The organism is Sphingopyxis sp. H050 (assembly GCF_001468265.1).
In the GTDB taxonomy this organism is placed as follows: domain Bacteria; phylum Pseudomonadota; class Alphaproteobacteria; order Sphingomonadales; family Sphingomonadaceae; genus Sphingopyxis.
Genome location: NZ_LNRZ01000002.1, coordinates 182,325 through 205,988 on the forward strand (window position 1 = coordinate 182,325; position 23,664 = coordinate 205,988).

Below are 23,664 nucleotides of genomic sequence, written 5' to 3' on the forward strand. Positions count from 1 at the left end.
CCTTCGGTGTGTCTCGACTTCGCTCGACACGAACGGGATTTGAAAGCTCCCTATTTCTTCAAATAGCTGTCCAGCCAGTTGAAGACCGTCTGGTGCCACTGCACGCTGTTCGCGCCCTTCAGCACCCAGTGATTTTCGTCAGGGAACACAAGCAGCTGCGACGGCACGCCACGGCGCTGGAGGGCGGTGAAGGCTGCGAGCCCCTGCGTGTAGGGGATGCGGAAATCCTTTTCGCTGGTGATGACCAGCATCGGGGTCTTCCACTTGGCGACATGGTTGACCGGGTTCCATTTCTCGAACTCTTCGGGAACCTCGAAATAGGGACCGCCATGCTCCCATTCGTCGAACCACAGCTCCTCGGTTTCATAGGCCATCGCGCGCGCGTCGAAGACGCCGTCGTGCTGGACGAGGCATTTGAAGCCGTCGGTCCACTGGCCCGCGATCCAGTTCATCATATAGCCGCCGTAGGAGGCGCCGAGCGCGCAGGCGTTGGCGATGTCGAGTTGTGCGTCCTGCTTGCCCGCCGCGGCAATGCCGAGCTTCAGATCCTCGAGCGGCTTGCCGCCCCAATCCTTGTTGATCGAGTCGGTGAAGGCTTGGCCATAGCCGGTCGAGCCGTGGAAATCGACGCTGACGACGCCATAGCCCTGCTGCGCGAAGAGGCGCGGATTCCAGCGCGTCGACCAGCCATTGCCGAAGCTGCCCTGCGGCCCGCCATGGACGATGAAGGCGACCGGCAGCTTCGCGGTGGCGTTCGCGGGTTTCAGGATGATGCCCCACACCTTGTCACCATTCGCGCCGGCAAATTGCATCCGGTCGAACTTGACCGGATCGAATTCGGCGAGCGTCGCGGCGTTGACGGCGGTCAGCTGTTTCACCTTGCCCTTTGCATCGCGGGTGTAGAGATCGGTCGGAAGCAGTGCGCTGTTGCGGGAATAAAGGAGGGCCCCGCCCGGCAGCACGGTCACGTCATTGATCGTGCCGTCGAAGGCTTCGGCCGAGGCCTTGAGCTTCTCGACCTTGCCCGTCGCGGCATCGACCTTGAACAGCGGATGGTCTAGCACGTCCTGCGCAGTGACGAACAGCGACTTGCCGTCCGCCGCCCAGCTGATGGAATCGACCGAGCGGTCCCAGGCGTCGGTCAGCTTCTTCGTTTCGCCGTTCTCCAGATTGCGGAGCATCAGCACCTGGCGGTCGGCTTCATAGCCGGGGCGCGCCATCGCGACATAGGCGAGCCACTTGCCGTCGGGCGAGGGGGTCGGGAGGGTATCGGTCGCCTGATTGCTCTCCGTCAGGTTGACCGGCATCATCCGGCTGTCGACCAGCCAGCTATAGATGTCGAGATTGGTCGAGGTCGGCTCGTGGCGGTCGGCCTTGCGCAGCGTGAAGAAGACGGTGCGGCTGTCGGCGCCCCATGCGAGTTCCTCGCCGCCGCCGAAGGGTTTCGACGGGCTGTCGCCGATCAGGCCGGCGTCGACGGGGCGCGCGGCGCTCGCCTTGCCACCGTCGAGATTGAACACGAACGGGCGGCTATAGGTGCCGGGGGTTTCCCAGGCATCCCAGTGGCGGACGAAGCCGACGCCGTCCTTGTAGAGCCGGCCGCTGCCGGGGCCGACCAGCGCCCCCTTGTCCTTGGCATCGCAGCCAAAGTCGGTGCATTCCTTCGGAATGTCGCCCCACGCGAGCAGTTTCTTGCCGTCGGGCGAAATCTTGAAACCGGAGACATCGGCCTGGGTGTCGGTGACCTGCGTTGCGGCGGTGCCCGCCGTAAGGTCGATGCGCCAGATCTGGTCCTTGCCCGATGCGTTCGAGAGGAAATAGAGGCTGCCGTCGGGCGCGAAGGCAGGCGAGGTTTCATTCTTGCCGGCGACGTCGGCGATCTGGGACGGCTTCGCATCCTTGGCCTTGCGGTCGATCAGCCACAGGCCGGTCGAGCGCTTGTAGCTCTCCTTCTCGGTATCGGTCTGCTGGAAGACGACCCAGCGTCCGTCGGGCGAGGCCGTCGGCGCGGCGACGCGCTTCAGCGTCGCAAGATCGACCTCGGTCATCGGGCGGGCGAGTGCCGGGGAGGAAAGGGCGGCGGTGAGCGCGATCGCGCTGGTGAGGAGCATGTTACGCATGGCGGGGGTTTAACGTTGCCGCGCCGGCTTGCAAGTCACCGAATGACGGTGCCGCCCTTCATCACATGGTCGATCCTTTCCAGCGACCGTATGTCCTTCAGCGGATCGGCCTTTACCGCGACCATATCGCCATAGCGGCCGGGAACGATCGCGCCGATATCGCCGCGGCCCATTTCCTCGGACGCGCGGCCGGTCGCGGCCTGGATCGCCTGCATTGGGGTCATGCCGTATTTGACCATATAGGCGAACTGTCGGGCGTTCAGGCCATGCGGATAAACGCCGGCGTCGGTCGCGAAGCCGATGTTCACGCCCAGCTCGACCGCGCGTTTGAAGGCCGCGCGCTGCGCGTCGGTCGTCTCGCGGTTCTTGCGCAGATATTCCTCGGGCCAGCCCTCTTTGGTGCCGACATCATCGATGTAATCGCCATTATAGATGTCCATCGCGAGCCAGGTGCCATGCTTCTTGGCAAGCTGGAGCGTCGCTTCGTCGGCGAGGCTGGCATGCTCGATGCTGTCGACCCCGGCGTTGATCGCGTTCTGGATGCCGATCGCGCCATGCGCGTGTGCGGTGACGCGCTTGCCGCGGGCATGCGCGACCTTGACGATCGCGGCAAGCTGTTCGGGCGTGAGTTCGGGCGCGCCCGGTTCGGTGCCGATCGCGAGGACCGCGCCGGTCGCGATCGTCTTGATGAAGTCGGCGCCATGATCGAGCAGATAGGCGGTCTTTTGCGCCGCTTCCTCGGGCGTGGCCGCGACGCCGAGCCGCATGTCGGGCGGCAGTTCTTCGTTGGGAACGACGCCGTTCAGTTCGCCGCCGCCTTTCGGAATCGTCAGATAGGCCCCGGCCACCCACATGCGCGGGCCCGGAACATCGCCGCGATCGATCGCGTTGCGCAAGATCACATCGACCAGCCCGCGATAGACGCCGACGTCGCGCACGCTGGTGAAGCCCGCCTCGAGCGTGACGCGCGCATTATGCGCCCCGACGAGCGCGGTTTCGGCGGGCGAGGCCTTCATCGGCGCCGCAACGTCGGCGCTCTGGCCGAGGTCGGCGAGGTGCGTGTGGAGGTCGATCAGTCCCGGCAGCACCGTAAAGCCCGACCAGTCGACGATCGTCGCGCCGCCGGGCGCCTTGCCGCACGGACCGACGGCCTTGATATGCTCGGCCTCGATCGTCACGCACTGGCCGGTGCGCACCTCGTTCGAAATCCCGTCGATCAGCCGTCCGGTCTTGACATAGACGACCTGCGCCGCGGCCGGGAGCGCGGCGAAGGCCGCTGCGGCGATCAGAACGACGCGTTGAAGGTGTCGCACTGGCGCGGGTCCCCCGTTTGCAGGCCGCGGCGCAGCCAGGTCATGCGTTGTTCGCTCGTCCCGTGGGTAAAGCTTTCGGGGACGGGGCGCTGGCCGGCCGCGCGCATCAGCGTGTCGTCGCCGATCGCATTCGCCGCGCGCATCGCTTCTTCCATGTCGCCGGGCTCCATGACGGGCTGACCGTCTGCGGTCTTAGCGCGCGCGGCCCATACGCCGGCATAGCAGTCGGCCTGCAACTCCATGCGCACCTGCAACTGATTGCCTTCGCTCTGCGAGCCGCGCTGCTGCGCCTGCCGGACCTGGTCGGAAATACCGCTGATCGTCTGGATGTGATGGCCGACTTCATGCGCTACGACATAAGCCTGCGCCGCATCGCCTGCTGCGCCGAAACGACCCGCGAGTTCGGTGAAGAATGCGGTGTCCAAATAGACACCTTGATCGGCGGGGCAATAAAAGGGACCCATCGCCGATTGCGCGGCGCCGCATCCCGAGCGGTTTTGGTCGGTGAAGAAATTGAGCGTCGGCTTCTGATAGTTGGTGATGAGGCTGCCCCACACCTGATGCGTCGAGCCGAAGACGTTGCAGGCGAATTTCTCTGCTGCCGTGTCGCAGGCGATGCCCTGTTGCGAGCCGCGGCTGTCGGCCATCGGGTCGGTTGTACCGCCGCCGGTCAGCATCTGCGCGCCTCCGCCGAAGAAAACGAAGGCGAGCACGCCGAGCAACAGGATCGTCCCGCAGCCCATCTTGCGCCCGAGCAGCATCGGCAGCAGGCCGATGAGCAGGCCGCCCATGCCGCCGCCGCCGCCGCCGAAACCGCCGCCCCCGCGCCCGAGGTCGCGGATGTCGTCGCCGGGATCATAATCGTCGAGGCGCATCGGGGTCCCTCCAGCGCTAAGTGCCTGTCTCCGCCCGATAGTGGCAGCAGGGCGAGGCAATTGAAAGGGCCTTCGCGCGCACTTCATACCGTTGGTTGACTTGCAATCTTTCCTGTTGCGGTGCACAAATGGCGTGCGGGTGCCGACCGCAGAGAAGGATCGTTTCGACTCCATGCCTCGCCGTGCCGCCCGTGCTGCCCTGCCGCTTCCCGATCTCGTCGTGCTTGTCCTGCAAGGCGGGGGCGCGCTCGGTGCGTTTCAGGCCGGGGTTTATGAAGCGCTGATCGATCTCGGCATTGAACTCGACTGGGTTGCGGGGATTTCGATCGGTGCCATCAATGCGGCGATCATTGCGGGTAATCCGCGCGACGAAGCCGTGGGCAAGATGCGCGAGTTCTGGGATGGCGTGTCATCGGCGCTGCCGTCGCTGCCGCTTGTCGACAATGACCTGATCCGCGAATGGACACATCTGGGGGCCGCCGCTCAGGTAACGACCTTCGGCGTGCCCGGCTTTTTCGTACCGCGCATTCCGCCGCCGATGTTCGCCGAGCGGCAGACGCCCGCGGCCGTCAGCTTCTATGACACCGCGCCGCTGGTGGCGACGCTCGACCGGCTGGTCGATTGGGACCGGCTCAACAACGGCAAGGTCCGCCTGTCGGTCGGCGCGGTCGCGGTCGAGACGGGCAATTTCCGTTATTTCGACACGACCACCGACCGCATCGATGCACGTCACATATTGGCGTCGGGCGCGCTGCCGCCGGGGCTGCCGCCGGTCGAGATCGACGGGGTCTGGTATTGGGACGGCGGCCTCGTGTCGAATACGCCGCTCGAGCATGTCGTCGAGAGCGCGAACGAGGACATGCTCGTCTTTCAGGTCGACCTGTTCCCCGCGCGCGGCGAGCGGCCGCACGATCTGGAAGAGGCGTGGTCGCGCGAGAAGGATATCCGCTATTCCAGCCGCACGCGCCGGATTTCGGACGGGCTGGTGCGGCGGCGCAAGGAGCATCGGCTGATCGACCGGATGTTGGCGAAGTTGCCGCGCGACGTGCGTGACCTGCCCGAGGTGAAGGCGGTCGAGAAGATGGTCGACTGCAAGGCGCTCAACGTTGTCCAACTGATCCATCGGCCCCCCGCCTGGCAGACCGGAGCGCGGGATTTCGAGTTTTCGCGTTCGACGATGGAGGTCAACTGGGCGCTCGGCCGCGATGCGGTCGAGGCGGCGATGAAGGAGGGGCACTTGCTCGCCGAAAGTATCGTCGAGGGGCGGTCCGACAGTTTCGCCGTCCAGTCGGACATGCTGCGCCCCAAAAGCGGCTGAATCTCCCCGCAAATCCCCCCGCCTGAAAGGAAATATCATGCGTCTCCAAGGAAAGACCGCCCTTGTTACCGGATCGACCTCCGGCATCGGCCTCGGCATCGCGAAAGCTTTCGCGGCCGACGGGGCGAACATCATCATCAACGGCTTCGGCGAGGCGGCCGCGATCGAGGCGGAGCGAGCGGCGCTGGAAGTGCTGAACGGCGGCAAGGCGGTCTATGACGGCGCCGACCTCACCAAGCCCGACGAGATCGAGGCGATGTTCCAGCGCGCCGACAAGGATCTCGGCGGGGTCGACATTCTCGTGAACAACGCCGGCATGCAGTTCGTCTCGCCGGTCGAGGATTTTCCGACCGAAAAATGGGACATGATCATCGCGCTCAACCTGACCGCGGCCTTCCACACCATTCGCCATGCGGTGCCCGGAATGCGCAAGAAGGGCTGGGGGCGCATCATCGCCACCGCCTCGGCGCACTCGCTGGTCGCCTCGCCGTTCAAATCGGCCTATGTCACCGCCAAGCACGGGCTTGCCGGGCTGACCAAGACCGTCGCGCTGGAAGTTGCCGATGCGGGGATCACGGTAAACTGCATCAGCCCCGGCTATGTCTGGACGCCGCTCGTCGAAAACCAGATCCCCGACACGATGAAAGCGCGCAAGATGACGCGCGAGCAGGTGATCAACGACGTGCTGCTGGCGGGCCAGCCGACGAAGCAGTTCGTGACGGTCGAACAGGTCGCGGCGATCGCAAGCTTCCTGACCCGCGACGAGGCGGCGAATATCACCGGCGCGAACCTCAGCGTCGATGGCGGCTGGACTGCTGCCTGACAGACGGGTGGCTGACAGGATGCCTTGAGCATTCTCCTTGTCCCTCTTAAGGTTAATCAAAGACCGAACCAGGAGGGACGGAGAATGCGGGGTCGCATCCCAATGATTTCCACGCTGGCGCTGGGGCTTGCCCTTGGCGCCTGCCAGCCGGTGCCGGCGGTGCCGCCTTCGGCCGCCGACCCGCCGCCGGCCGAGGCCGCGCCTGCGGGGAGCTGGCGCGCCACGGCGACCGAGCAGGACAAGGAACGCATCCGGAACTGGTATTCGAGCTGGACCGCCGCGTTGGCCGATGCCCGAGCCAAAGGGTTCGGCGCAAGCATCGACCGCGAGGGCGCGTTGCTCCAGCCGGCCGCGGCGCTGCCTAATCCGCATCTGCCCGCGGGCGAATATCGCTGCCGCACGATCAAGGTCGGCGCGCAGGGTCGCAGCACGCTGGCCTATATCGCTTACGGCTGGTTCCGCTGTAGCGTTTCGGCCGAGCAGGGGCTGATGAGCCTCACCAAGACGACCGGCTCGCAGCGGCCGGTCGGGCTTGTGTTTCCCGACAATCTGAAGCGGCAGGTGTTTCTGGGTACGCTCGTGCTCGGCGATGAATCGCTGGCGGTCAGCTATGGCAGCGACCGGATGCGCGACATGGCGGGCCTCGTCGAGCGTATCGGCGACAATCGTTGGCGGCTGGTGTTGCCGTCACCGGCTTATGAATCCTTGCTCGACGTGATCGAGCTCGTTCCGGCCAGCTAAACAGGGGAGTTTGAAGATGCGGAGTTTGTGGACGGGCGTCGCTGCCCTCGCAATGGCTGTGCCGGCGATGGCGCAGGACATCGGCGGCGAAGTGCAAAAGCAGATGCCGTCGCTGATGACGATCTATCAGGATCTGCACGCCAATCCCGAACTCAGTTTCATGGAGGTGCGTTCGGCGGGCATCCTGGCGGCCGAGGCGCGGAAATTGGGGTTCAAGGTCACCGAAAAGGTCGGCGGGACGGGGATCGTCGCGGTGATGGAGAATGGGCCGGGTCCGGTCGTTCTGGTCCGCGCCGACATGGACGCGCTGCCGGTGGTGGAGCAGACCGGGCTGCCCGGCGCATCGAAGGTGCGCGTGACGACCAAGGAAGGCGTCGAGACCGGCGTCATGCACGCCTGCGGGCACGACACGCATATGACGGCATGGGTCGGGGTCGCGCGGATCATGGCGGCGAACAAGGACAAATGGTCGGGGACGCTGGTGATGATCGGTCAGCCCGCCGAGGAGCGCGGCGCGGGCGCGCGCATGATGCTCGCCGACGGCCTGTATACGCGCTTCCCGCGGCCGCAATATGCGATCGCCTTCCACGATGCGGCTGGCTTTCCGGCGGGAATGATCGGCTACACGCCGGGTTATGCACTCGCCAATGTCGACAGCGTCGACATATTGGTGAAGGGGCTGGGCGGGCACGGCGCCTATCCGCAGGCGACGAAGGATCCGATCGTCCTCGCGAGCCGGATCGTCACGACCTTGCAGACATTGGTTTCGCGCGAAATCAGCCCGCTCGACAGCGCGGTGGTGACGGTCGGCAGCTTCCATGCGGGCGCGAAGCACAACATCATCTCCGATGAGGCGCGGCTGCAACTGACCGTGCGCAGCTACACCGACGAGGTGCGCGCGAAGCTGCTCGACGGCATTGCGCGGATCGCGAAGGGCGAGGCGATCGCGGCGGGAGTTCCCGAGGATCGCATGCCCGAGGTGAAGATCGAAAAGGACGAATTCACCCCCGCGATGTTCAACACGGTCGATTTCACCAACGAAATGGCGGGCTTCCTCAAGACCCGCTTTGGCGAAGCGCGCGTCGTGCAGCAGCCGCCGGTGATGGGCGGCGAGGATTTCAGCCGCTTTTCGCGCGAAGAGAATAAGGACATCAAGAGCTTGATCATCTGGATCGGCGGCGTTCCGCAGGCCGAATATGATGCGGCGAAGAAGGAAGGGCGGACGTTGCCGAGCCTGCATTCGCCGTTCTGGGCGCCCGACGCGCCCGCGGTCATCTCGACCGCGACCGAGGCGCTGACGGCGATGGCGATGAAGCTGATGCCGAAGACATAATGGCAGGCGCCGAACCCGGTGGGGCCGTCAGCCGCTTTGCCGGGCCGCGCCGCCGCGTCCCAAATAAATTGGGATGGACCTGTTCGCGGCGCTGTGGTGAGCAAACGACATGCCTGTCCATGACCCTGCTGTCGGCCTTTCTGCGTGCCTCACCGACCGGGAAAAGGAAATCCTGCGCCTGTTGGCCGCCGGGCATACGGTGAAGACGATCGCCGCGCATCTGGATCGGTCGGAAACGTCGATCAACGAGCGTTTGCGCTCCGCCCGCCGCAAGACGGGCGTCGGCAGCAGCCGCGAACTGGCGCGGCTGCTGGACCTCCAAAAAACTTGTGACGAAAATATCGGTCTTTCGAACCTGCGCGCCGCCGGGAAGGATCCGGGGCACGCCGCGGCCATCGGGGTTCGCGGATCGAAAGGAATGATCGTCATGCTTTTTGCACTACCCATGGCCGCTGCCGGATTGATGCTCGCGGTCGCGCCGTCCGCCGATCCGGCCGCCAAGCGGGACACCGTTTACAGCACGGCGTGGCGGCGGCCGCCGCTGGCCGGACGCTGGTCGCTGGACGCATCGCAGTTGCCGGAGGACGAGCGCCCGCAACGGGTGACAATGACCTTCCACGCGTCGCAGGATGGCAAATGGACGACGCGCGTCGAAATCGTCGCGCCCGACGGCTCCAGCCGTCATGCGGAATCGACCGCTGCCCTGGACGGCGTCCCGGTGCCGGTCACCGGAAATATGGACTTCATCGACAGCGTTGCGCTGCGGCAGCCGGCGCCGAACACGCTGGTCATGACGCTGGGAAAGGCGGGCGCGCGGGTGTCGACGCGCGTCTACACCGTCGCCAAGGATCGAAAATCGATGACGGAAACCATCGTCTGGTCGGGCGATAGTCGGCAAAGACTGGAAACGACGCATTTCAATCGGGTTGATTGATCGCGGGCTGTTTTTGCCGTCGGCATGTGTGATCGGTCGGGCGATGCGGTGATGGATGGCTGCTGAGGACCGGTTACAGACCCGCACGCCTACCTAACCCGTTCGCATCGAGCGAAGTCGAGATGCCCCTCAGTCGTGCATCCCTTCGGGGTGTCTCGACTTCGCTCGACACGAACGGAGATAGGGGACAGTCTGAAAACGACTGGTTGCTGTCATCGTGATCCCCGGCGAAAGCCGGGGCCCAGAGCGGCGCAACTCTGCGCTTGCTTGAGACGTCCCTGGACCCCGGCTTTCGCCGGGGATCAGGGAGAGACGTCAGTTTCCCACCCCTTAGTCGCCGCTCTCATTCATTGTGCAAAGCTGCCGCCGCGGCCCGCGCCCTCGGTGAAGCGTTTGGCCCCCGCCGCCGCGCCCTCGCGAAGCGGCGCGACGCCGGCGTGCGCTTCGTGCGCGAGCGCCGCTTCGAGGTCGAAATCCCACTGGCGATAGGCGCTGAGCCGGTCGCTGTTCATGCAGACCTGCGGGAAAGCGGCGATCTGCTTTGCAAGCTCGACCGCGGCCGCGCGCGCCTCCCCGTCGGCCACCACGCGGTCGGCAAGGCCGATGCGCTGCGCCTCGTCGGCGGCGACGGGCCGGCCGGTCAGGATCATGTCCATCGCGCGGCCCTGGCCGACGATACGCGGCAGGCGCACCGTGCCGCCGTCGATGAGCGGGACGCCCCAGCGGCGGCAATAGACGCCGAAGATGGCGCCTTCCGCCGCGACGCGCATGTCGCACCAGAGCGCGAGTTCCAGCCCGCCCGCGACGGCGTGGCCCTCGACCGCGGCGATCACCGGCTTTTCGAGCAGCATGCGCGTCGGGCCCATCGGACCCGGACCGTCGGGGTCATAGCGCGACGTGCCGACCGCGCCGAGGTCGAACCCCGCGCAGAACTGGCCCGAACTGCCGGTCAGGATGGCGACGCGCGCGTCGTCGTCCTTCGCAAAGGCGCTGAAGGCCTCGCGGAGAGCCAGCGCGGTGAGCGGATCGACCGCATTGCGCTTGCCCGGCCGGTCGATGGTGACGATCGTCACCGGGCCGTCATGGTCGATACGGACGGTCATAGTCTCTCCCCATTGCCCGGCGATCCGGTGCCTTGCCCGGCTAGCACGATGAAAGGGGTAGGGGCAAAGCCTTGCAACGCATCCGCCGCCATCCTATATAGCAGCTATGCGGGCCGGGCCCCTCTGGCGTCGGCGGAAGTCTCTTCCGCCACGTGATGTCGGACCGCATCGGGTGACACCGATGCTTGGCCTACCTCCCCCCTCAATCCCGGGTCCGGCATCGGCGTCACCTGCTTGATTTCATCAATCAGGAGGCCCTTATGACTTTCAAAACGCGCTTTTACCGGCTGACCGAACTGCATCGCCAGATCGATGATGCGCTGCGCCGCGAGAACCACCGCCGCGGCGCCGATCCGTTCCGGCTTTTGCGATTGAAGACGCTGAAGCTCGCGGTGCGCAAGCGCCTCGCGAGCCTGTCGCGCCAGCCCGCGCTGGCGATCTAATCCACCACAAGACAAAGCCGGAGACGCTGCCCCGCTTCCCGCAATGGGAAGGGGCGGCGCCTTTGGCGCATCCCAGGGATCATCATCATGGAATTTCTGTTCGCCGACTGGCTGGGAACCCCGGTCTGGTTCTGGCTCGCCTTCATCAGCCTTGTCGTCGCGCTGACCGCGTTCGACCTCGGGATTCTCCACAAGGAGAATAAGGAGATGGGGATCGGCGAGAGCCTGAAACTCTCGGCGCTCTACATCACGATCGCGCTCGCGTTCGGCGCGTGGATCTGGATCGAGAAGGGCGGCGAGGCCGGCCTGCAATATTACACCGGCTTCTTCATCGAGAAGGCGTTGTCGATCGACAATATCTTCGTCATCTCGCTGATCTTCGCGACCTTCGCGATCCCGCCGCGCTACCAGTATCGCGCGCTCCTCTGGGGCATTGTTGCGGTGATCGTGCTGCGCGGCATCATGATCGCGGGCGGCGCGGCGCTGGTCACCGAATATGGCTGGTTGCTCTATGTGTTCGCCGCCTTCCTCGTCTTCACGGGCATCAAGATGCTGTTCGCGGGCGAAAAGCCGATGGACGTCGCGGGCAATCCGGTCGTCAAATGGCTGTCGCGCCACATCCCGATCACGCACGAACTGCACGGCGAGAAATTCTTCGTGCGCGTGCCCGATACGAAGACCGGCAAGCTCACGCTCGCCGCGACGCCGCTGTTCCTGGCGCTGGTCGTCATCAACCTTGCCGACCTGGTGTTTGCGGTCGACAGCGTGCCCGCGATCTTCGCGATCACGACCGACACGTTCATCGTCTATACGTCGAACATCATGGCCATCCTCGGCCTGCGCGCGCTTTACTTTGCGCTCGCGGCGATGGTGCACCGCTTCTATTACCTGAAATATGCGCTGGCGCTGGTGCTGGTCTTCATCGGATCGAAGATCTTCGTCGCCGACTTCATCCTCGGCGGGGACAAGTTCCCGCCGCTGATCAGCCTGGGCGTCACCGTCGCGCTGATCGCGGGCGGGGTGATCTGGTCGCTGGTGAAGACGAAGGCGGAGGAGCCCTCGGCGGCCTGATACGAGGGGCGGGCGGAAACGCCCGCCTCTTACACCGCCATCAGCAGGACGTCGTCGTCGCGCGGAGCCGCGGCTTCGAACGAGGGCAGGGGCTCGAACTCTTCTTCCTCGACCTGCGCGGCGCCAAGCCCGTCGAGCTTGAAATGGCCGAGCCGGCGCTCGTCGTCGGAGCGCCACGCCTTGTCGAGATTGAGCGCGCTGATGAACAGCGCGCCGTGGCGTTCGAACATCTGGTGCGGGGCCAGCGTCATGCGCGTGCCGTTATACTGGGCGGTGACCCGCCGACGGCGCGCGATGGCTTCCATCACTTTCAGCCGAGTTTCGTCCATGAGAATTGCCTTGGGGAGGGGGTATTGTGCGTTGCAGCAAGAATGCACATTCCACCTTGGGCGGGCAAGTGGAAAACGTTCCCATACACGCAGCTTTCCTTTTCCCCTGCCAATAAAAATGTCCGCCGGAGGCCTCTCGGCTTCCGACGGACAGGCTTTCCTCCCCAGGAAAGCTCGGGAGGCGCGGGGCTTGGGTCGCAAGGGCCCCGCGCCAAGAAAGGTGACGCGAGGGGGTGCAACGGGCCCCTCGCGCCGAACTCGTGTCAGGAGGCGAACGGTTCCCCCCCCCCCCCCCCGCGGCTTTTATGCGGCGAACTGGTTCATCGTATTGTCCTTGCCCGCGGCCTTGAGGGCCGCTTCGCCGGCGAAATATTCCTTGTGGTCGTCGCCGATGTCGCTGCCGCTCATATTCTGGTGTTTCACGCAGGCGATACCCTGGCGGATTTCGGCGCGCTGGACGCCCTTGACGTAGCCGAGCATCGCTTCGTCGCCGAAATATTCCTTGGCGAGGTTGTCGGTGCTGAGCGCCGCGGTGTGGTAGGTCGGCAGCGTGATGAGGTGGTGGAAGATGCCCGCCCGCTTCGCCGCGTCGCGCTGGAAGGTGCGGATGCGGTTGTCGGCCTCTTCGCCCAGCGGCGTCGCGTCATAATCGGCGCTCATCAGCTTGGCGCGGTCATAGGCGGTGACGTCCTTGCCTTCCTTTTCCCAGGCGTCGAACACCTGCTGGCGGAAGTTGAGCGTCCAGTTGAAGCTCGGCGAATTATTATAGGCGAGCTTGGCATTGGGGACGACTTCGCGGATGCGGTCGACCATGCCGGCGATCTGTTCGATGTGCGGCTTTTCGGTCTCGATCCAGAGCAGGTCGGCGCCGTTCTGCAGGCTGGCGATGCAGTCCATGACGCAGCGATCCTCGCCGGTTCCGGGGCGGAACTGATAGAGGTTCGAGGGCAGGCGCTTCGGGCGCATCAGCTTGCCGTCGCGGTTGATAAGGACATCGCCGGGGTTGCCCGCGCCTTCGACCTCTTCGCAATCGAGATAGCTGTTATACTGGTCGCCGAGGTCGCCGGGTTCCTTCGAGAAGGCGATCTGCTTGGTGAGGCCCGCGCCGAGGCTGTCGGTGCGCGTCACGATGATGCCATCCTCGACGCCGAGTTCCATGAAGGCGTAGCGGCAGGCGCGGATCTTCGCGATGAAATCCTCGTGCGGCACGGTGACCTTGCCGTCCTGGTGGCCGCACTGTTTTTCGTCGGAGACCTGGTTCTCGATCTGGAGGGCGCAGGCGCCGGCCTCGATCATCTTCTTGGCGAGCAGATAGGTCGCCTCAGCATTGCCGAAGCCCGCGTCGATGTCGGCGATGATCGGCACCACGTGAGTCTCATGATTGTCGATCGCGGCCTGGATCTGCTTGGCCTTGAGCTCGTCGCCCTCGGCGCGCGCGGCGTCGAGGTCGCGGAACAGCATGCCGAGCTCGCGGGCGTCGGCCTGGCGCAGGAAGGTGTAGATTTCCTCGATCAGCGCCGGGACGCTGGTCTTCTCGTGCATCGACTGGTCGGGCAGCGGCCCGAATTCGCTGCGCAGCGCGGCGATCATCCAGCCCGAGAGATAGATGTAGCGGCCCTTGACCGTGCCGAAATGCTTCTTGATCGAGATCATCTTCTGCTGCGCGATGAAGCCGTGCCAGCAGCCGAGCGACTGGGTGTAGTTCGCGGGATCGGCGTCATAGGCGGCCATGTCGGCGCGCATGATGCGGGCGGTGTAGCGGGCGATGTCGAGGCCGGTGCGGAACTTGTTCTGGGCGCGCATGCGGGCGATGCTTTCGCCGCTGATGCCGTCCCACGTGCCGTCATAGTCGCGGATGAGGCGACCCGCCTGTGCCATGTCTTCCTGATAACCCATCGTCGTATCCTTGTGAGGAGGTGATGGGGGGATGTTGGAGAGATTGCCCCGGAAAGTGAAAAGCTTTGTCAATAATATTTGTGAAATATCGGCATCAGGTGTAAATGAATATGTAAAGCTGTAAAGAAAGTGACAAGAGTGATGGGGGAACGGCGGGTGTTTGCGGGGCCGGCGGTGCGCAAGGTGCGGCGCGGGGCAGGGATGACGCAGGCGGCCATGGCCGAGGCGCTCGACATTTCGCCGAGCTATCTGAACCTGATCGAGCATGGCCAGCGGCCGCTCAGTGCCACGGTGATCGTGCGGCTCGCCGAGCGGTTCGGCTTCGATGCGGCGAAGCTCGGCGCCGACGAAGTGCCGGGCGGGCTTGCGGGGCTGCGGCGACGGCTCGCCGATCCGCGCTTTGCCGATCTGGGGATCGGTTCGCAGGAGGTCGAGGAGTGGTTGCAGACCGCGCCGGCTACCGCGGCGGCCTTTGCGCGATTGTTCGATGCGGCGCCCGAGGGGCGCGCGGAAGGGGAAGGCGATGCGCCCGAAGTTGCCGCGGTGCGCCGTGCGATCGAGAAATGGCGCAACCATTTCCCCGATCTGGACGCGCGTGCCGAGGAATTGGCGGACGAACTGCGGCTGGCGGGCGGCGACCTTTACGGCACGATTTCCGAGCGTTTGCGCACGCGGCACCAGCTCGGCATCCGGATTTTGCCGAGCGACGTCATGCCCGATCGGCTGCGCTGGCTCGACTGGCACGCCCGGCAACTTATGCTGAGCGAATTGCTGCGTCCCGCGTCGCGCACCTTCCAGGCGGCGGCGACGCTGGCGCAGGTCGAGGCAAAGGGTGAGATCGACGCGCTGGTCGCTGGCGCCGAGTTTGCCGAACCCGCCGCCGCGCGCCTGTTCGAGCGCCATTTGATCCACTATTTCGCCGCCGCGCTGATGATGCCCTACGGCCGCTTCCTGCGCGCCTGCGATGCGACAGGCTATGATCTGTTGCTGCTCCAGCGGCGGTTCGGCGCGGGCTATGAGCAGGTCGCGCACCGGTTGACGACGTTGCAGCGGGTGGGCGCGCGCGGGCTGCCCTTCTTCATGCTGCGCATCGACCGCGCGGGGCAGGGGAGCAAGCGCTATGCCGGGGCGAGCCAGTCGCCGCTGGTCGACGGGGACGCGCGCTGCCCGCTGTGGGGCGTCCACGAAGCGTTCGCGCGGCCCGGCGAAGTCATCGCCGATCTGGTCGAGCTGGAGGACGGCTCGCGCTGGTTCACCCAGTCGCGCAGCGTCGCGGCTCCGGGCGCAACGGGCAGCGGGACGCCGGCGCGCTTTGCCGTGTGCGTGGGCGTCGATGCCAAGGTCGCCGCACCGCTGATCGCGGCGCGCGGCATCGACCTGATGCGGAGCGCGACGACGCCGATCGGGCTCGGTTGCCGGCGCTGCACGCGCACGGGCTGCGTCCAGCGCTCGATGCCGCCCTTGGGGCGTCCGCTGCGGTTCCGCGAGGGCGAGCGGGGAATGAGTGCGTTCGATTTTGCAGGGGATTGAGGGGTTTTTTGGCTATTTTGGGGATGGATTCCAGACATTCCTGCTCCAACCCTCGTCATGCTGAACTTGTTTCAGCATCCATGGCCTGAGCTCGAATTAAACGCGGCGCCGAAGGAAACGGTCGACCATGGATCCTGAAACAAGTTCAGGATGACGAAGAAAGACCATGGATCCGGAAACAAGTTCAGGATGACGAAAAAAAGAGCGCATCTCATGTGATCCCCGGCGAAAGCCGGGGCCGGAGTAAGAACGCAAACCTGTTCGATTTCGCCCTGGGCCCCGGCTTTCGCCGGGGATCACATCAAGCATAGCCGAAACCGGTCGCGTTCGGACACCGCCGCATTTAAGAAATCCGTTTCAATGCCGTAGTTTGACGAGGGCGGTGGGCGCTATTGAACTTTGGGACCGTTTTAGAGGATGCTGGTTCGGATCAAACCGGAGGACGCCGCGATCGGCATGTTCATCCACGCCTTTGAAGGGTCGTGGTTCGATCACCCGTTCTGGACGAAGCATTTTCGCATCGAAACCGCCGAACAGCTTGCGCGTATCCGCAGTTCCAGCATCGACGCCGTCGTTATCGACCAGTCGCGAAGCGAGGTGACTCCGGTCGACGAGCCTGCCGCCGAGCCGGCCCCGATCCGGTTCCTGCGCGCCGAACGGTCGCCGCGGCCGATCCGCAGCGAGCCCGTTGTGTTCGGCAACCCGTCCGGCCCGCCCCGCGACGAACCGCGGTCCCGACCCGGCTATGACGCGGAACGACGGCGCGCGGGGCAGATCATCGACAAATCGCGCATTGCCGTGGTCGACATGTTCGAAACGGCGCGACTCGGCCGCGCGATCGAGGCGCGCCGGATGGCGCCGCTGGCCCGCTCGATCGGCAAATCGATCGAACGCGACGCCCGCGCGCTGATCAACCTCGTCCGGCTGAAAGAGAAGGACGAATATACCTATCTCCACTCGGTCGCGGTCTGCGCGCTGATGATGAATTTCGGCCGCCATCTGGGACTCGACGAGGATGTCGTGCAGGATCTGGGCGTCGCCGGCCTGCTGCACGACGTCGGCAAGGTCGCGATCGCCGATGAGATATTGAACAAGAATGGCGGCCTGTCGGCGGGCGAACTGCATTCGGTGCGCGGGCATCCCGATGCCGGGCGCCAGTTGCTGGAAAGCTCGCCGGGGGTGCCCGACGCGGCGCTCGAGGTCAGCCTGCGCCACCACGAAAAGGTCGACGGCAGCGGCTATCCGGGCGGTCTGAAGGGCGACGAACTGTCGCTGTTCGCGCGCATGGGTGCGATCTGCGACGTCTATGACGCGGTAACCTCCGACCGGCCTTACAAAAATGCCTGGGCGCCGTGCGATGCGCTGACCGAGATGCAGTCGTGGACGGGGCATTTCGACGAGCCATTGCTCGCCAAGTTCGCCGACAGCCTGGGCATTTATGCGATCGGCACGCTCGTCCGCCTGTCGACGGGCGAACTCGGGATCGTGATGGGCAATGCGGGCGAGGCGTGCGAAACGGTGGTCGTCCGCGTCTTCTTCGATTGCGAAACGCTGCTCGAATGCGAACCCTTTGACCGCCCTATCGCGCCGTCGGCAGAAAATCCCCGCATTACAGGGCGTGACAGTCCGACCTTCTGGCGCTTTCCCGATTGGGACGCGATGCGGTTTCGCGTGATGGCGGCGCAGCTGACATAGCGCCGAGCGCGCTTATTCCCGCGCCTTTGCGGCGGCGCGCACATCCTGGCAGCGCGACAGCGGGATGACCAAAATATCGTCGCCGTCGACGATCACCGCGACATCCTCCATTCCGACGAGCGAGACGCGCTTGCCGCCTGCGCGGACCAGATTGCCGCGGCTGTCGTGCAGGAAAACGTCGCCTTGTGCCGCGTTTCCGGCGCTGTCCTTGTCTTCGGCGAGCGCGTGGACGCTGTGCCAGCTGCCGAGGTCGGACCAGCCCATCGCGACCGGGACTACGGCAACGCGGTCGTCCTTTTCCATCACGGCATAGTCGATCGAATCCGACGGCGCCTTGGCGAACTCGATCGCGTCGGCGTGCAGCGCATCGCCGTCGCGCATCCCGGCGGCCACCGCGGCGTCGGCGGCTTCGAAGATCGCGCGGCAATGGTCGAGCATCGCCTCCCGCATCCGCCCGGCGCGAAAGAGGAAAATGCCGGCGTTCCAGCTGTAGCCGCCCGCGGCGAGCATCCGCTCGGCCTCATCGAGTGGCGGCTTTTCGACGAACCGGGCGACGGCGAAGCCGTGCTCCAGCGCTTCGCCGCTCGCTATGTAACCGAATCCGGTGTCGGGACGATCGGGGGTGATTCCGAACGTGACGAGCCAGCCCTGCTGCGCCAGCAGCGCGCCCTTGGCGATGGCGGCATGGAAGGCCGGAACATCGGCGATCACATGGTCGCTCGGCATGACGAGCAGCAGCGTGTCGGCGTCGGCCTGCGCGACGGCAAGCGCGATTGCAGCGGCGGTGTTTCGCGGCATCGGTTCGACCAGCAGCTGCGCCTCTTGCGCGCCCATCTGTTCGCGCACCTGGCCGACATGTCCGTCGCCGCAGATGACGACCGGCGGCGCGAAATGCTGGCCCGCCGGGGTACGCGCGACGGTCTGGCGGAAGAGGCTTTCGCGGCTGTTGAGGGCCAGAAACTGTTTGGCGCGCGTACCGCGCGAGGCGGGCCAGAGCCGGGTGCCGGCGCCGCCGCACAGAATGACGGGCTGAATCATCAAGGTCATGCAGTGGCTCTATAGCCTCTCTAGGCGCTGGTCATCCCTCGAATAAGGGCAATAAGTGAGTGTAAAATTAACCGACAGTTGACGCCTGACGACTAGGATAAGTTCCGAAAGGTGCAGGCGCTTCGAATGTTCCGGTTGTTCAAACATTATGTGCCGCACGCCGTCGTCTGGCTGGCGCTGATCGAGTTCATCGCGCTGCTCGGTTCGGCCGAGGCGGCCTGGCATCTTTACGCCCATTTCGCCGATTTCGATGCCGGTGCGCTGCGCGACCGCTGGCTGCCGCTGACGACCTTTGCGGTGTCCAACTCGCTCGCGATGATGGCGACGGGAATGTATGGGAACGAGGCGCTGCGGTCGATGAAGTTCGCGACCGCGCGCCTGCTCGCGGCGATTTCGCTCGGGGTCATATTCCTTGCGGTGGTCGGCTTCCTGCTGCCCACGGCGACCCTGTGGCGCGTCAACAGCCTTTATGCGATGGCGCTGGCGATCGCGGCGCTGTTCGTGACGCGGCTGATCCTGACCCAATCGGCGGGCGCCGAGGCGTTCAAGCGGCGCATTCTCGTGCTTGGCGCGGGAACGCGCGCGGCGCGGCTCCAGGCGCTGGCCGATGCGTCCGGCAGCGGCATCGCGATTGCGGGCTTCGTCGCCATGTCGGCGAGCGAAAAGACGATCAAGGGCGCGGTGCCGCGCGATGCGCTCGCGAATCTGTCCGACCATGTCGTCGCGCTGGGCGCGGGCGAGGTCGTGTTGGCGATGGAGGAGCGGCGCGGATCGCTGCCACTGGCCGACCTGTTGCGCGTCAAGACGACCGGGGTGCATGTCAACGACATCGCGAGCTTTATCGAGCGCGAGACGGGGCGGGTCGATCTGGCGACGACCAACCCGAGCGCGCTGATCTTTTCCGACGGCTTTTCGGCCGGGCAGCGCATCTCGCGCGTCGGCAAGCGATTGTTCGACATCCTCGCCAGCCTGGCGGTGCTGATCGTCGGGCTGCCGCTGATCCTGATCGCGGGGATCGCGGTCAAACTCGATAGCCGGGGGCCGCTCTTCTATCGTCAGGCGCGCGTCGGCCTGTATGCCGAACCCTATCAGATCTGGAAGATCCGCTCGATGCGCACCGATGCCGAGGCGGGGGGGCGGGCCGTGTGGGCGGCGGAGAACGACCCGCGCATCACCCGGGTCGGCAGCATCATCCGCAAGGCGCGGATCGACGAACTGCCGCAGCTCTGGTGCGTGCTCAAAGGCGATATGAGCATCGTCGGGCCGCGGCCCGAGCGGCCGAGTTTCGTCGAGGAACTGGAGCGCGAGCTCCCCTATTATGCCGAGCGGCACATGGTGAAGCCGGGGCTGACCGGCTGGGCGCAGATCAACTATCCCTATGGCGCGTCGGTCGAGGATGCGCGGGTGAAGCTCGAGTACGACCTTTATTATGCGAAGAATTACTCGCCTTTCCTCGACCTGCTGATCCTGCTCCAGACGGTTCGCGTCGTGCTGTGGCCCGAGGGGGCGCGCTGACCGTGGCGCTGGCGACGCTGTCCCAGATCCTCTCGGCGCTCGCGCTTGCCGCTTTTGCGGGCGTGACGCTGTGGCTGGCCGCCCGGCCGCGCCAGCGGATGGCGGTGCTGATGCCGTCGCCGCGCTGGCTGGTCGGGGCGGCGGCCGCGGCAACCGGCTGGTGCGCGGCGCTTTACGCGTTCGGCGCGGGGTCGCCGCATGTTCTCGTCGCGCAGGCGCTGCGCGACGTCGCGATGCTCGGCTGGCTGGGCGCGACCTTCTGGTCGCCGCAGGCGCCGATGTCGCGCCCGCTGCACCTGATCTGGCGCCTGCTCGTCGCGATCAGCCTGGTGACGCTTGTTGCGGGCGGCGCGGCGCCTTGGCGCGAGGGTTCGGCGGACATCGCGCCCGCGCTGGCCATTTCGGCGATGATCGTCGCGATCGGCGGGCTGCTGATCGTCGATGGCGCGGTCCGGCGCGGGGGTGCGGGGCTGCGGATGCCGGTGATGGCGGTCGCGGGCGGCTTTGCGATGCTGTGGGCGTATGAGCTCAACGTTCAATTGATCGGCGCGCTCACCGGCAAGCCCGCGTCGACGCTGATCCTGCTGTTGCCGGCGGTCGCCTTGATGCTGCTCCCGACGTTCGTCGTGGCGGCGATGGACATCGGGCGCGAGCGGATGCGGCTGTCGCGGACCGCGGCGATGCGCACGCTGATTCTGCTCGGCGCCGCGATCTACCTGATCCTGATCGGGCTCGCCGGCGCCGTCGCGCGGCTCGTCGGCGGCGATTATGGCGAGCTGGCGCAGGGCACGTTCCTGATCGTCGCGCTGGGTGCGGGCGGGCTGCTGTTGCTGTCGGCGCGAACCCGGGCGTGGCTGTCGGTGATGATCTCGAAGCATTTCTTCGAGCATCGCTACGACTATCGTGCCGAGTGGATGCGCTTCACCGCGACGCTGGCGCAGGGGGACGTCGGCGACGGGGGCGAGGACGACCGCAATTTGCACCGCCGCGTCGCCAAGGCGCTGGCCGAGCTGACGGGCAGCCCGGGCGCGCTGCTGATGCTGCCCGATGCGATGGGCGCCTTTCGCGTCGCCGAGCAATGGCGCTGGCCCGCGGGAATCGAGGAGGACGCGGAGCTGTCGCTGCGTTCGGCGTTCATGTTGCAGGAAACGCGGCATATCGTCGACCTCGACGCCGAGCGCCGGGGGAAGCGGCAGGGCGAGCAGGATCTGGCGATCCCGGAATGGCTGATCGCGGACACGCGCGCCTGGGTGGTGGCGCCGGTGCTGCATTTCCAGCGGATGATCGCGGTGGCGGTGCTGCACCGTCCATCGGTGTCGCGGGCGCTGGATTGGGAAGACCTGGACGTGCTGCGCATCGCGGGGCAGCAGGCAGCGAGCTATCTGGCCGAATCGCAGAGCCAGGCGGCGCTTTCCGAAGCGAAGCGCTTCGACGAATTCAACCGCCGTTTTGCGTTCATCATGCACGACATCAAGAATCTGGCGAGCCAGCTGAGCCTGCTTGCCAGTAACGCCGAGCGCCACGCCGACAAGCCGGCGTTCCGCGCCGACATGATCGAGACGCTGAAGATTTCGTCGGGTCGGCTGTCCGACCTGCTCGTCCGCCTGTCGCCACGCGAGCGGGGCCAAACGGTGGAAGCGAGCCGGTCTTTCGTCGAGCCGCTGCTCAACAGTATTGCCGCCGAGGTGAAAGCGCGCCGCGCGCTGTTTGTCGGTTGTCAGGCGGGGCTGGCGGCATGGGGCGAAGCGGGATCGATCCGGCAGATCGTCCAGCACCTCGTCGCCAATGCGATCGACGCTTCCGCGGCCGACACGCCGGTTCAGCTCATTGCGGTCGCCGAGCATGGCCGCGTGCGGATCGATGTCATCGACCAGGGCAGCGGCATGAGCCGCGCCTTCATCCGCGACGAGCTGTTCAAGCCTTTCGTGTCGACCAAGGAAGGCGGCTTCGGCCTCGGTGCGTTCGAGGCGTTGCAGTTGGCGCAGGCGATGGGGGGATCGATCGAGGTTGCGAGCGAGCCCGGCAAGGGCAGCAATTTCACGCTGTGGCTGCCGCTCGCCGACGCCCATGCCGATGCCGCAGACCGGATGATGAAAGCAGGATGACGATGAGCGAGGGCGGGACCGACATGCGCAAGCTGCTGGTGGTGGAAGACGACCCCGGGCTGCAGGCGCAGCTCAAATGGGCCTATGACGGCTATGAGGTGCTGATCGCGGGCGATCACGACAGCGCCATCGACCTGCTGCGCGCCGAGGAGCCCGCGGTGGTGACGCTCGACCTGGGCCTGCCGCCCGATCCCGACGGGACACGCGAAGGCTTCCGCATATTGAAGGCGATCCTGGAGCATAAGCCCGACACCAAGGTCATCGTCGTGTCGGGGCACGGCGAGCGGACGAGCGCCCTGGCGGCGATCGCCAACGGAGCCTGGGATTTCTACCAGAAGCCGATCGACATCGAGGAGCTGGGGCTGATCGTACGGCGCGCCTTTCACGTCCGCGAACTCGAAGTCGAGAATGCGCGGCTCGCCGACCAGGGCAGCGGCGACAATCGCGTCCTTGGCGGGATGATCACCGGCGCGCCCGAGATGCTGAAGGTCGCGCGCACGATCGAACGCGTCGCGAACCTGGACGTTTCGGTCATGCTGCTCGGCGCCAGCGGCACCGGCAAGGAATTGCTGGCGCGCGGGCTGCACGAGGCGAGCGGTCGGCGCGACGGCGCGTTTGTCGCCATCAACTGCGCCGCGATCCCCGAGAACCTGCTGGAAAGCGAATTGTTCGGGCATGAAAAGGGTGCGTTTACCGGCGCAGTAAAGACGACCGAGGGCAAGATCGAACTCGCGCATGGCGGCACCTTGTTCCTTGACGAGGTCGGCGACATCCCGCTGCCGTTGCAGGTCAAGCTGCTGCGGTTCCTGCAGGAACGGACGATCGAGCGCATCGGAGGGCGCAAGGCGATTGCGGTCGATACGCGCATCGTCTGCGCGACGCACCGCGACCTCGACGCGATGATCGCCGAGCAGAGCTTTCGCGACGATCTTTATTACCGCCTCGCCGAGATGGTGGTGAAAATCCCCGCGCTCGCCGAGCGGCCGGGCGACGCGGTGCTGCTTGCCCGCCATTTCCTTCACCAATATGCGCCCGAGATGAACCCCGCCATGCGCGGTTTCGCGCCCGACGCGCTGCAGGCGATCGACGAAGGCCGCTGGCCGGGCAATGTCCGCGAGCTGGAGAATCGCATCAAGCGCGCCGTGATCATGGCCGACGGCAAGCTGGTGATGAAGGCCGATCTCGATCTTGCGGGCGGCCAGGACGGCGAGGGCGAGGATTATCTGAACCTGCGTGCGGCGCGCGAGGCCGCCGATCGCGTCGCGATCCGCCGCGCGATGACGCAGAGCGAAGGCAATATCTCGCTCGCGGCGAAGCTGCTGGGGATCAGCCGTCCGACACTCTATGACCTGCTCAAGCAATATCGGATGCAGGCCGCCTGAATGGGCCTCGGTCGACCTTTTATTTTTCGTCATGCTGAACTTGTTTCAGCATCCATGGCCGGTGCTCTCAGCGCGCGCTCCGTGTTGGGAG

General features: G+C 65.7%; 19 protein-coding genes. 12 read left to right on the forward strand and 7 right to left on the reverse strand.

Translation table 11 applies throughout. The features are described from left to right. Positions 1-50: 50 nt before the first annotated feature. From ATE67_RS03965 to ypfJ, 3 genes are read right to left on the reverse strand one after another with little or no spacing between them, the layout of a single operon-like run. Entirely contained in the window at positions 51-2,120 is a 2,070-nt protein-coding gene (locus ATE67_RS03965) for an alpha/beta hydrolase family protein (RefSeq protein ID WP_058815348.1), read from the reverse strand. A gap of 35 nt (positions 2,121-2,155) precedes the next feature. Beyond that, positions 2,156-3,433, reverse strand: coding sequence for a metal-dependent hydrolase family protein (locus ATE67_RS03970; protein WP_058815349.1), 1,278 nt, complete (start codon positions 3,431-3,433; stop codon positions 2,156-2,158). Beyond that, the gene (gene ypfJ, locus ATE67_RS03975; RefSeq protein WP_058815350.1) at positions 3,406-4,308 is read right to left on the reverse strand and encodes a KPN_02809 family neutral zinc metallopeptidase; all 903 of its coding nucleotides are present in this window, start codon (positions 4,306-4,308) and stop codon (positions 3,406-3,408) included. The genes ATE67_RS03970 and ypfJ overlap by 28 nt, the downstream gene beginning before the upstream one ends. Positions 4,309-4,480: 172 nt before the next feature. On the opposite strand from ypfJ, the gene ATE67_RS03980 reads away from it, so the two are divergent. From ATE67_RS03980 to ATE67_RS04000, 5 genes are all read left to right on the forward strand, one after another. Further along, the gene (locus ATE67_RS03980; RefSeq protein ID WP_058815825.1) at positions 4,481-5,626 is read left to right on the forward strand and encodes a patatin-like phospholipase family protein; all 1,146 of its coding nucleotides are present in this window, start codon (positions 4,481-4,483) and stop codon (positions 5,624-5,626) included. Positions 5,627-5,663: 37 nt separating this feature from the next. Next, the gene (locus ATE67_RS03985) at positions 5,664-6,449 is read left to right on the forward strand and encodes a 3-hydroxybutyrate dehydrogenase (protein ID WP_058815351.1); all 786 of its coding nucleotides are present in this window, start codon (positions 5,664-5,666) and stop codon (positions 6,447-6,449) included. Positions 6,450-6,533: 84 nt separating this feature from the next. Next, a complete protein-coding gene (locus ATE67_RS03990) occupies positions 6,534-7,190 on the forward strand; it encodes a DUF4893 domain-containing protein (RefSeq protein WP_058815352.1) in 657 nt (218 codons plus the stop codon). A 16-nt stretch (positions 7,191-7,206) separates the two neighbouring features. After that, positions 7,207-8,523 (forward strand): amidohydrolase, encoded by a 1,317-nt coding sequence (locus ATE67_RS03995; protein WP_156416904.1) that lies wholly within the window; start codon positions 7,207-7,209, stop codon positions 8,521-8,523. Positions 8,524-8,632: 109 nt separating this feature from the next. Then, complete coding sequence (locus ATE67_RS04000; protein WP_082660195.1) at positions 8,633-9,457, forward strand: response regulator transcription factor; 825 nt, start codon at positions 8,633-8,635, stop codon at positions 9,455-9,457. Positions 9,458-9,804: 347 nt separating this feature from the next. Here the strand turns inward: ATE67_RS04000 and ATE67_RS04005 are convergent, their stop codons facing one another. Then, complete coding sequence (locus tag ATE67_RS04005; protein ID WP_058815355.1) at positions 9,805-10,560, reverse strand: crotonase/enoyl-CoA hydratase family protein; 756 nt, start codon at positions 10,558-10,560, stop codon at positions 9,805-9,807. A 260-nt stretch (positions 10,561-10,820) separates the two neighbouring features. Here ATE67_RS04005 and ATE67_RS04010 point away from each other — a divergent pair, with 260 nt between their 5' ends. Next, positions 10,821-11,003 carry a DUF465 domain-containing protein gene (locus ATE67_RS04010; protein WP_058815356.1) on the forward strand — a complete coding sequence of 61 codons (183 nt, stop codon included), beginning with the start codon at positions 10,821-10,823 and terminating at the stop codon, positions 11,001-11,003. An 87-nt stretch (positions 11,004-11,090) separates the two neighbouring features. Further along, a complete protein-coding gene (locus ATE67_RS04015; RefSeq protein ID WP_058815357.1) occupies positions 11,091-12,074 on the forward strand; it encodes a TerC family protein in 984 nt (327 codons plus the stop codon). 29 nt (positions 12,075-12,103) lie between these two features. Here the strand turns inward: ATE67_RS04015 and ATE67_RS04020 are convergent, their stop codons facing one another. Together ATE67_RS04020 and ATE67_RS04025 are read right to left on the reverse strand one after the other, a co-directional pair. Further along, positions 12,104-12,403 (reverse strand): WYL domain-containing protein, encoded by a 300-nt coding sequence (locus tag ATE67_RS04020; protein WP_058815358.1) that lies wholly within the window; start codon positions 12,401-12,403, stop codon positions 12,104-12,106. A 303-nt stretch (positions 12,404-12,706) separates the two neighbouring features. Continuing rightward, positions 12,707-14,299: an isocitrate lyase gene (locus ATE67_RS04025; protein WP_058815359.1), complete on the reverse strand. Its 1,593-nt coding sequence runs from the start codon at positions 14,297-14,299 to the stop codon at positions 12,707-12,709. Positions 14,300-14,440: 141 nt separating this feature from the next. Here ATE67_RS04025 and ATE67_RS04030 point away from each other — a divergent pair, with 141 nt between their 5' ends. Both ATE67_RS04030 and ATE67_RS04035 read left to right on the forward strand, forming a co-directional pair. Next, a complete protein-coding gene (locus ATE67_RS04030; RefSeq protein WP_058815360.1) occupies positions 14,441-15,829 on the forward strand; it encodes a helix-turn-helix domain-containing protein in 1,389 nt (462 codons plus the stop codon). Positions 15,830-16,246: 417 nt separating this feature from the next. Further along, complete coding sequence (locus tag ATE67_RS04035) at positions 16,247-17,524, forward strand: HD-GYP domain-containing protein (protein WP_058815361.1); 1,278 nt, start codon at positions 16,247-16,249, stop codon at positions 17,522-17,524. Between the two features lie 12 nt (positions 17,525-17,536). Here the strand turns inward: ATE67_RS04035 and ATE67_RS04040 are convergent, their stop codons facing one another. Further along, the gene (locus tag ATE67_RS04040) at positions 17,537-18,571 is read right to left on the reverse strand and encodes a mannose-1-phosphate guanylyltransferase (protein WP_058815362.1); all 1,035 of its coding nucleotides are present in this window, start codon (positions 18,569-18,571) and stop codon (positions 17,537-17,539) included. Positions 18,572-18,697: 126 nt separating this feature from the next. Here ATE67_RS04040 and ATE67_RS04045 point away from each other — a divergent pair, with 126 nt between their 5' ends. The 3 genes from ATE67_RS04045 to prsR are packed head-to-tail and all read left to right on the forward strand — an operon-like array spanning position 18,698 to position 23,573. Beyond that, positions 18,698-20,086 (forward strand): TIGR03013 family XrtA/PEP-CTERM system glycosyltransferase, encoded by a 1,389-nt coding sequence (locus ATE67_RS04045; RefSeq protein ID WP_058815363.1) that lies wholly within the window; start codon positions 18,698-18,700, stop codon positions 20,084-20,086. After that, entirely contained in the window at positions 20,065-22,191 is a 2,127-nt protein-coding gene (gene prsK, locus ATE67_RS04050) for an XrtA/PEP-CTERM system histidine kinase PrsK (protein WP_058815364.1), read from the forward strand. The genes ATE67_RS04045 and prsK overlap by 22 nt, the downstream gene beginning before the upstream one ends. Before the next feature lie 2 nt (positions 22,192-22,193). After that, on the forward strand, positions 22,194-23,573 hold the full coding sequence (gene prsR, locus ATE67_RS04055) for a PEP-CTERM-box response regulator transcription factor (RefSeq protein WP_058815826.1): 1,380 nt from the start codon (positions 22,194-22,196) through the stop codon (positions 23,571-23,573). Positions 23,574-23,664 lie beyond the last annotated feature (91 nt).

Excerpts from the sequence above, each read along its gene's own strand:
- ATE67_RS03965 (WP_058815348.1), bottom strand. The coding sequence starts at position 2,120 with ATGCGTAACATGCTCCTCACCAGCGCGATCGCGCTCACCGCCGCCCTT.
- ypfJ (WP_058815350.1), bottom strand. The coding sequence starts at position 4,308 with ATGCGCCTCGACGATTATGATCCCGGCGACGACATCCGCGACCTCGGG.
- ATE67_RS03980 (WP_058815825.1), top strand. The coding sequence starts at position 4,481 with ATGCCTCGCCGTGCCGCCCGTGCTGCCCTGCCGCTTCCCGATCTCGTC.
- ATE67_RS03985 (WP_058815351.1), top strand. The coding sequence starts at position 5,664 with ATGCGTCTCCAAGGAAAGACCGCCCTTGTTACCGGATCGACCTCCGGC.
- ATE67_RS03990 (WP_058815352.1), top strand. The coding sequence starts at position 6,534 with ATGCGGGGTCGCATCCCAATGATTTCCACGCTGGCGCTGGGGCTTGCC.
- ATE67_RS03995 (WP_156416904.1), top strand. The coding sequence starts at position 7,207 with ATGCGGAGTTTGTGGACGGGCGTCGCTGCCCTCGCAATGGCTGTGCCG.
- ATE67_RS04000 (WP_082660195.1), top strand. The coding sequence starts at position 8,633 with ATGCCTGTCCATGACCCTGCTGTCGGCCTTTCTGCGTGCCTCACCGAC.
- ATE67_RS04005 (WP_058815355.1), bottom strand. The coding sequence starts at position 10,560 with ATGACCGTCCGTATCGACCATGACGGCCCGGTGACGATCGTCACCATC.
- ATE67_RS04010 (WP_058815356.1), top strand. The coding sequence starts at position 10,821 with ATGACTTTCAAAACGCGCTTTTACCGGCTGACCGAACTGCATCGCCAG.
- ATE67_RS04015 (WP_058815357.1), top strand. The coding sequence starts at position 11,091 with ATGGAATTTCTGTTCGCCGACTGGCTGGGAACCCCGGTCTGGTTCTGG.
- ATE67_RS04020 (WP_058815358.1), bottom strand. The coding sequence starts at position 12,403 with ATGGACGAAACTCGGCTGAAAGTGATGGAAGCCATCGCGCGCCGTCGG.
- ATE67_RS04025 (WP_058815359.1), bottom strand. The coding sequence starts at position 14,299 with ATGGGTTATCAGGAAGACATGGCACAGGCGGGTCGCCTCATCCGCGAC.
- ATE67_RS04030 (WP_058815360.1), top strand. The coding sequence starts at position 14,441 with ATGGGGGAACGGCGGGTGTTTGCGGGGCCGGCGGTGCGCAAGGTGCGG.
- ATE67_RS04035 (WP_058815361.1), top strand. The coding sequence starts at position 16,247 with ATGCTGGTTCGGATCAAACCGGAGGACGCCGCGATCGGCATGTTCATC.
- ATE67_RS04040 (WP_058815362.1), bottom strand. The coding sequence starts at position 18,571 with ATGACCTTGATGATTCAGCCCGTCATTCTGTGCGGCGGCGCCGGCACC.
- ATE67_RS04045 (WP_058815363.1), top strand. The coding sequence starts at position 18,698 with ATGTTCCGGTTGTTCAAACATTATGTGCCGCACGCCGTCGTCTGGCTG.
- prsR (WP_058815826.1), top strand. The coding sequence starts at position 22,194 with ATGAGCGAGGGCGGGACCGACATGCGCAAGCTGCTGGTGGTGGAAGAC.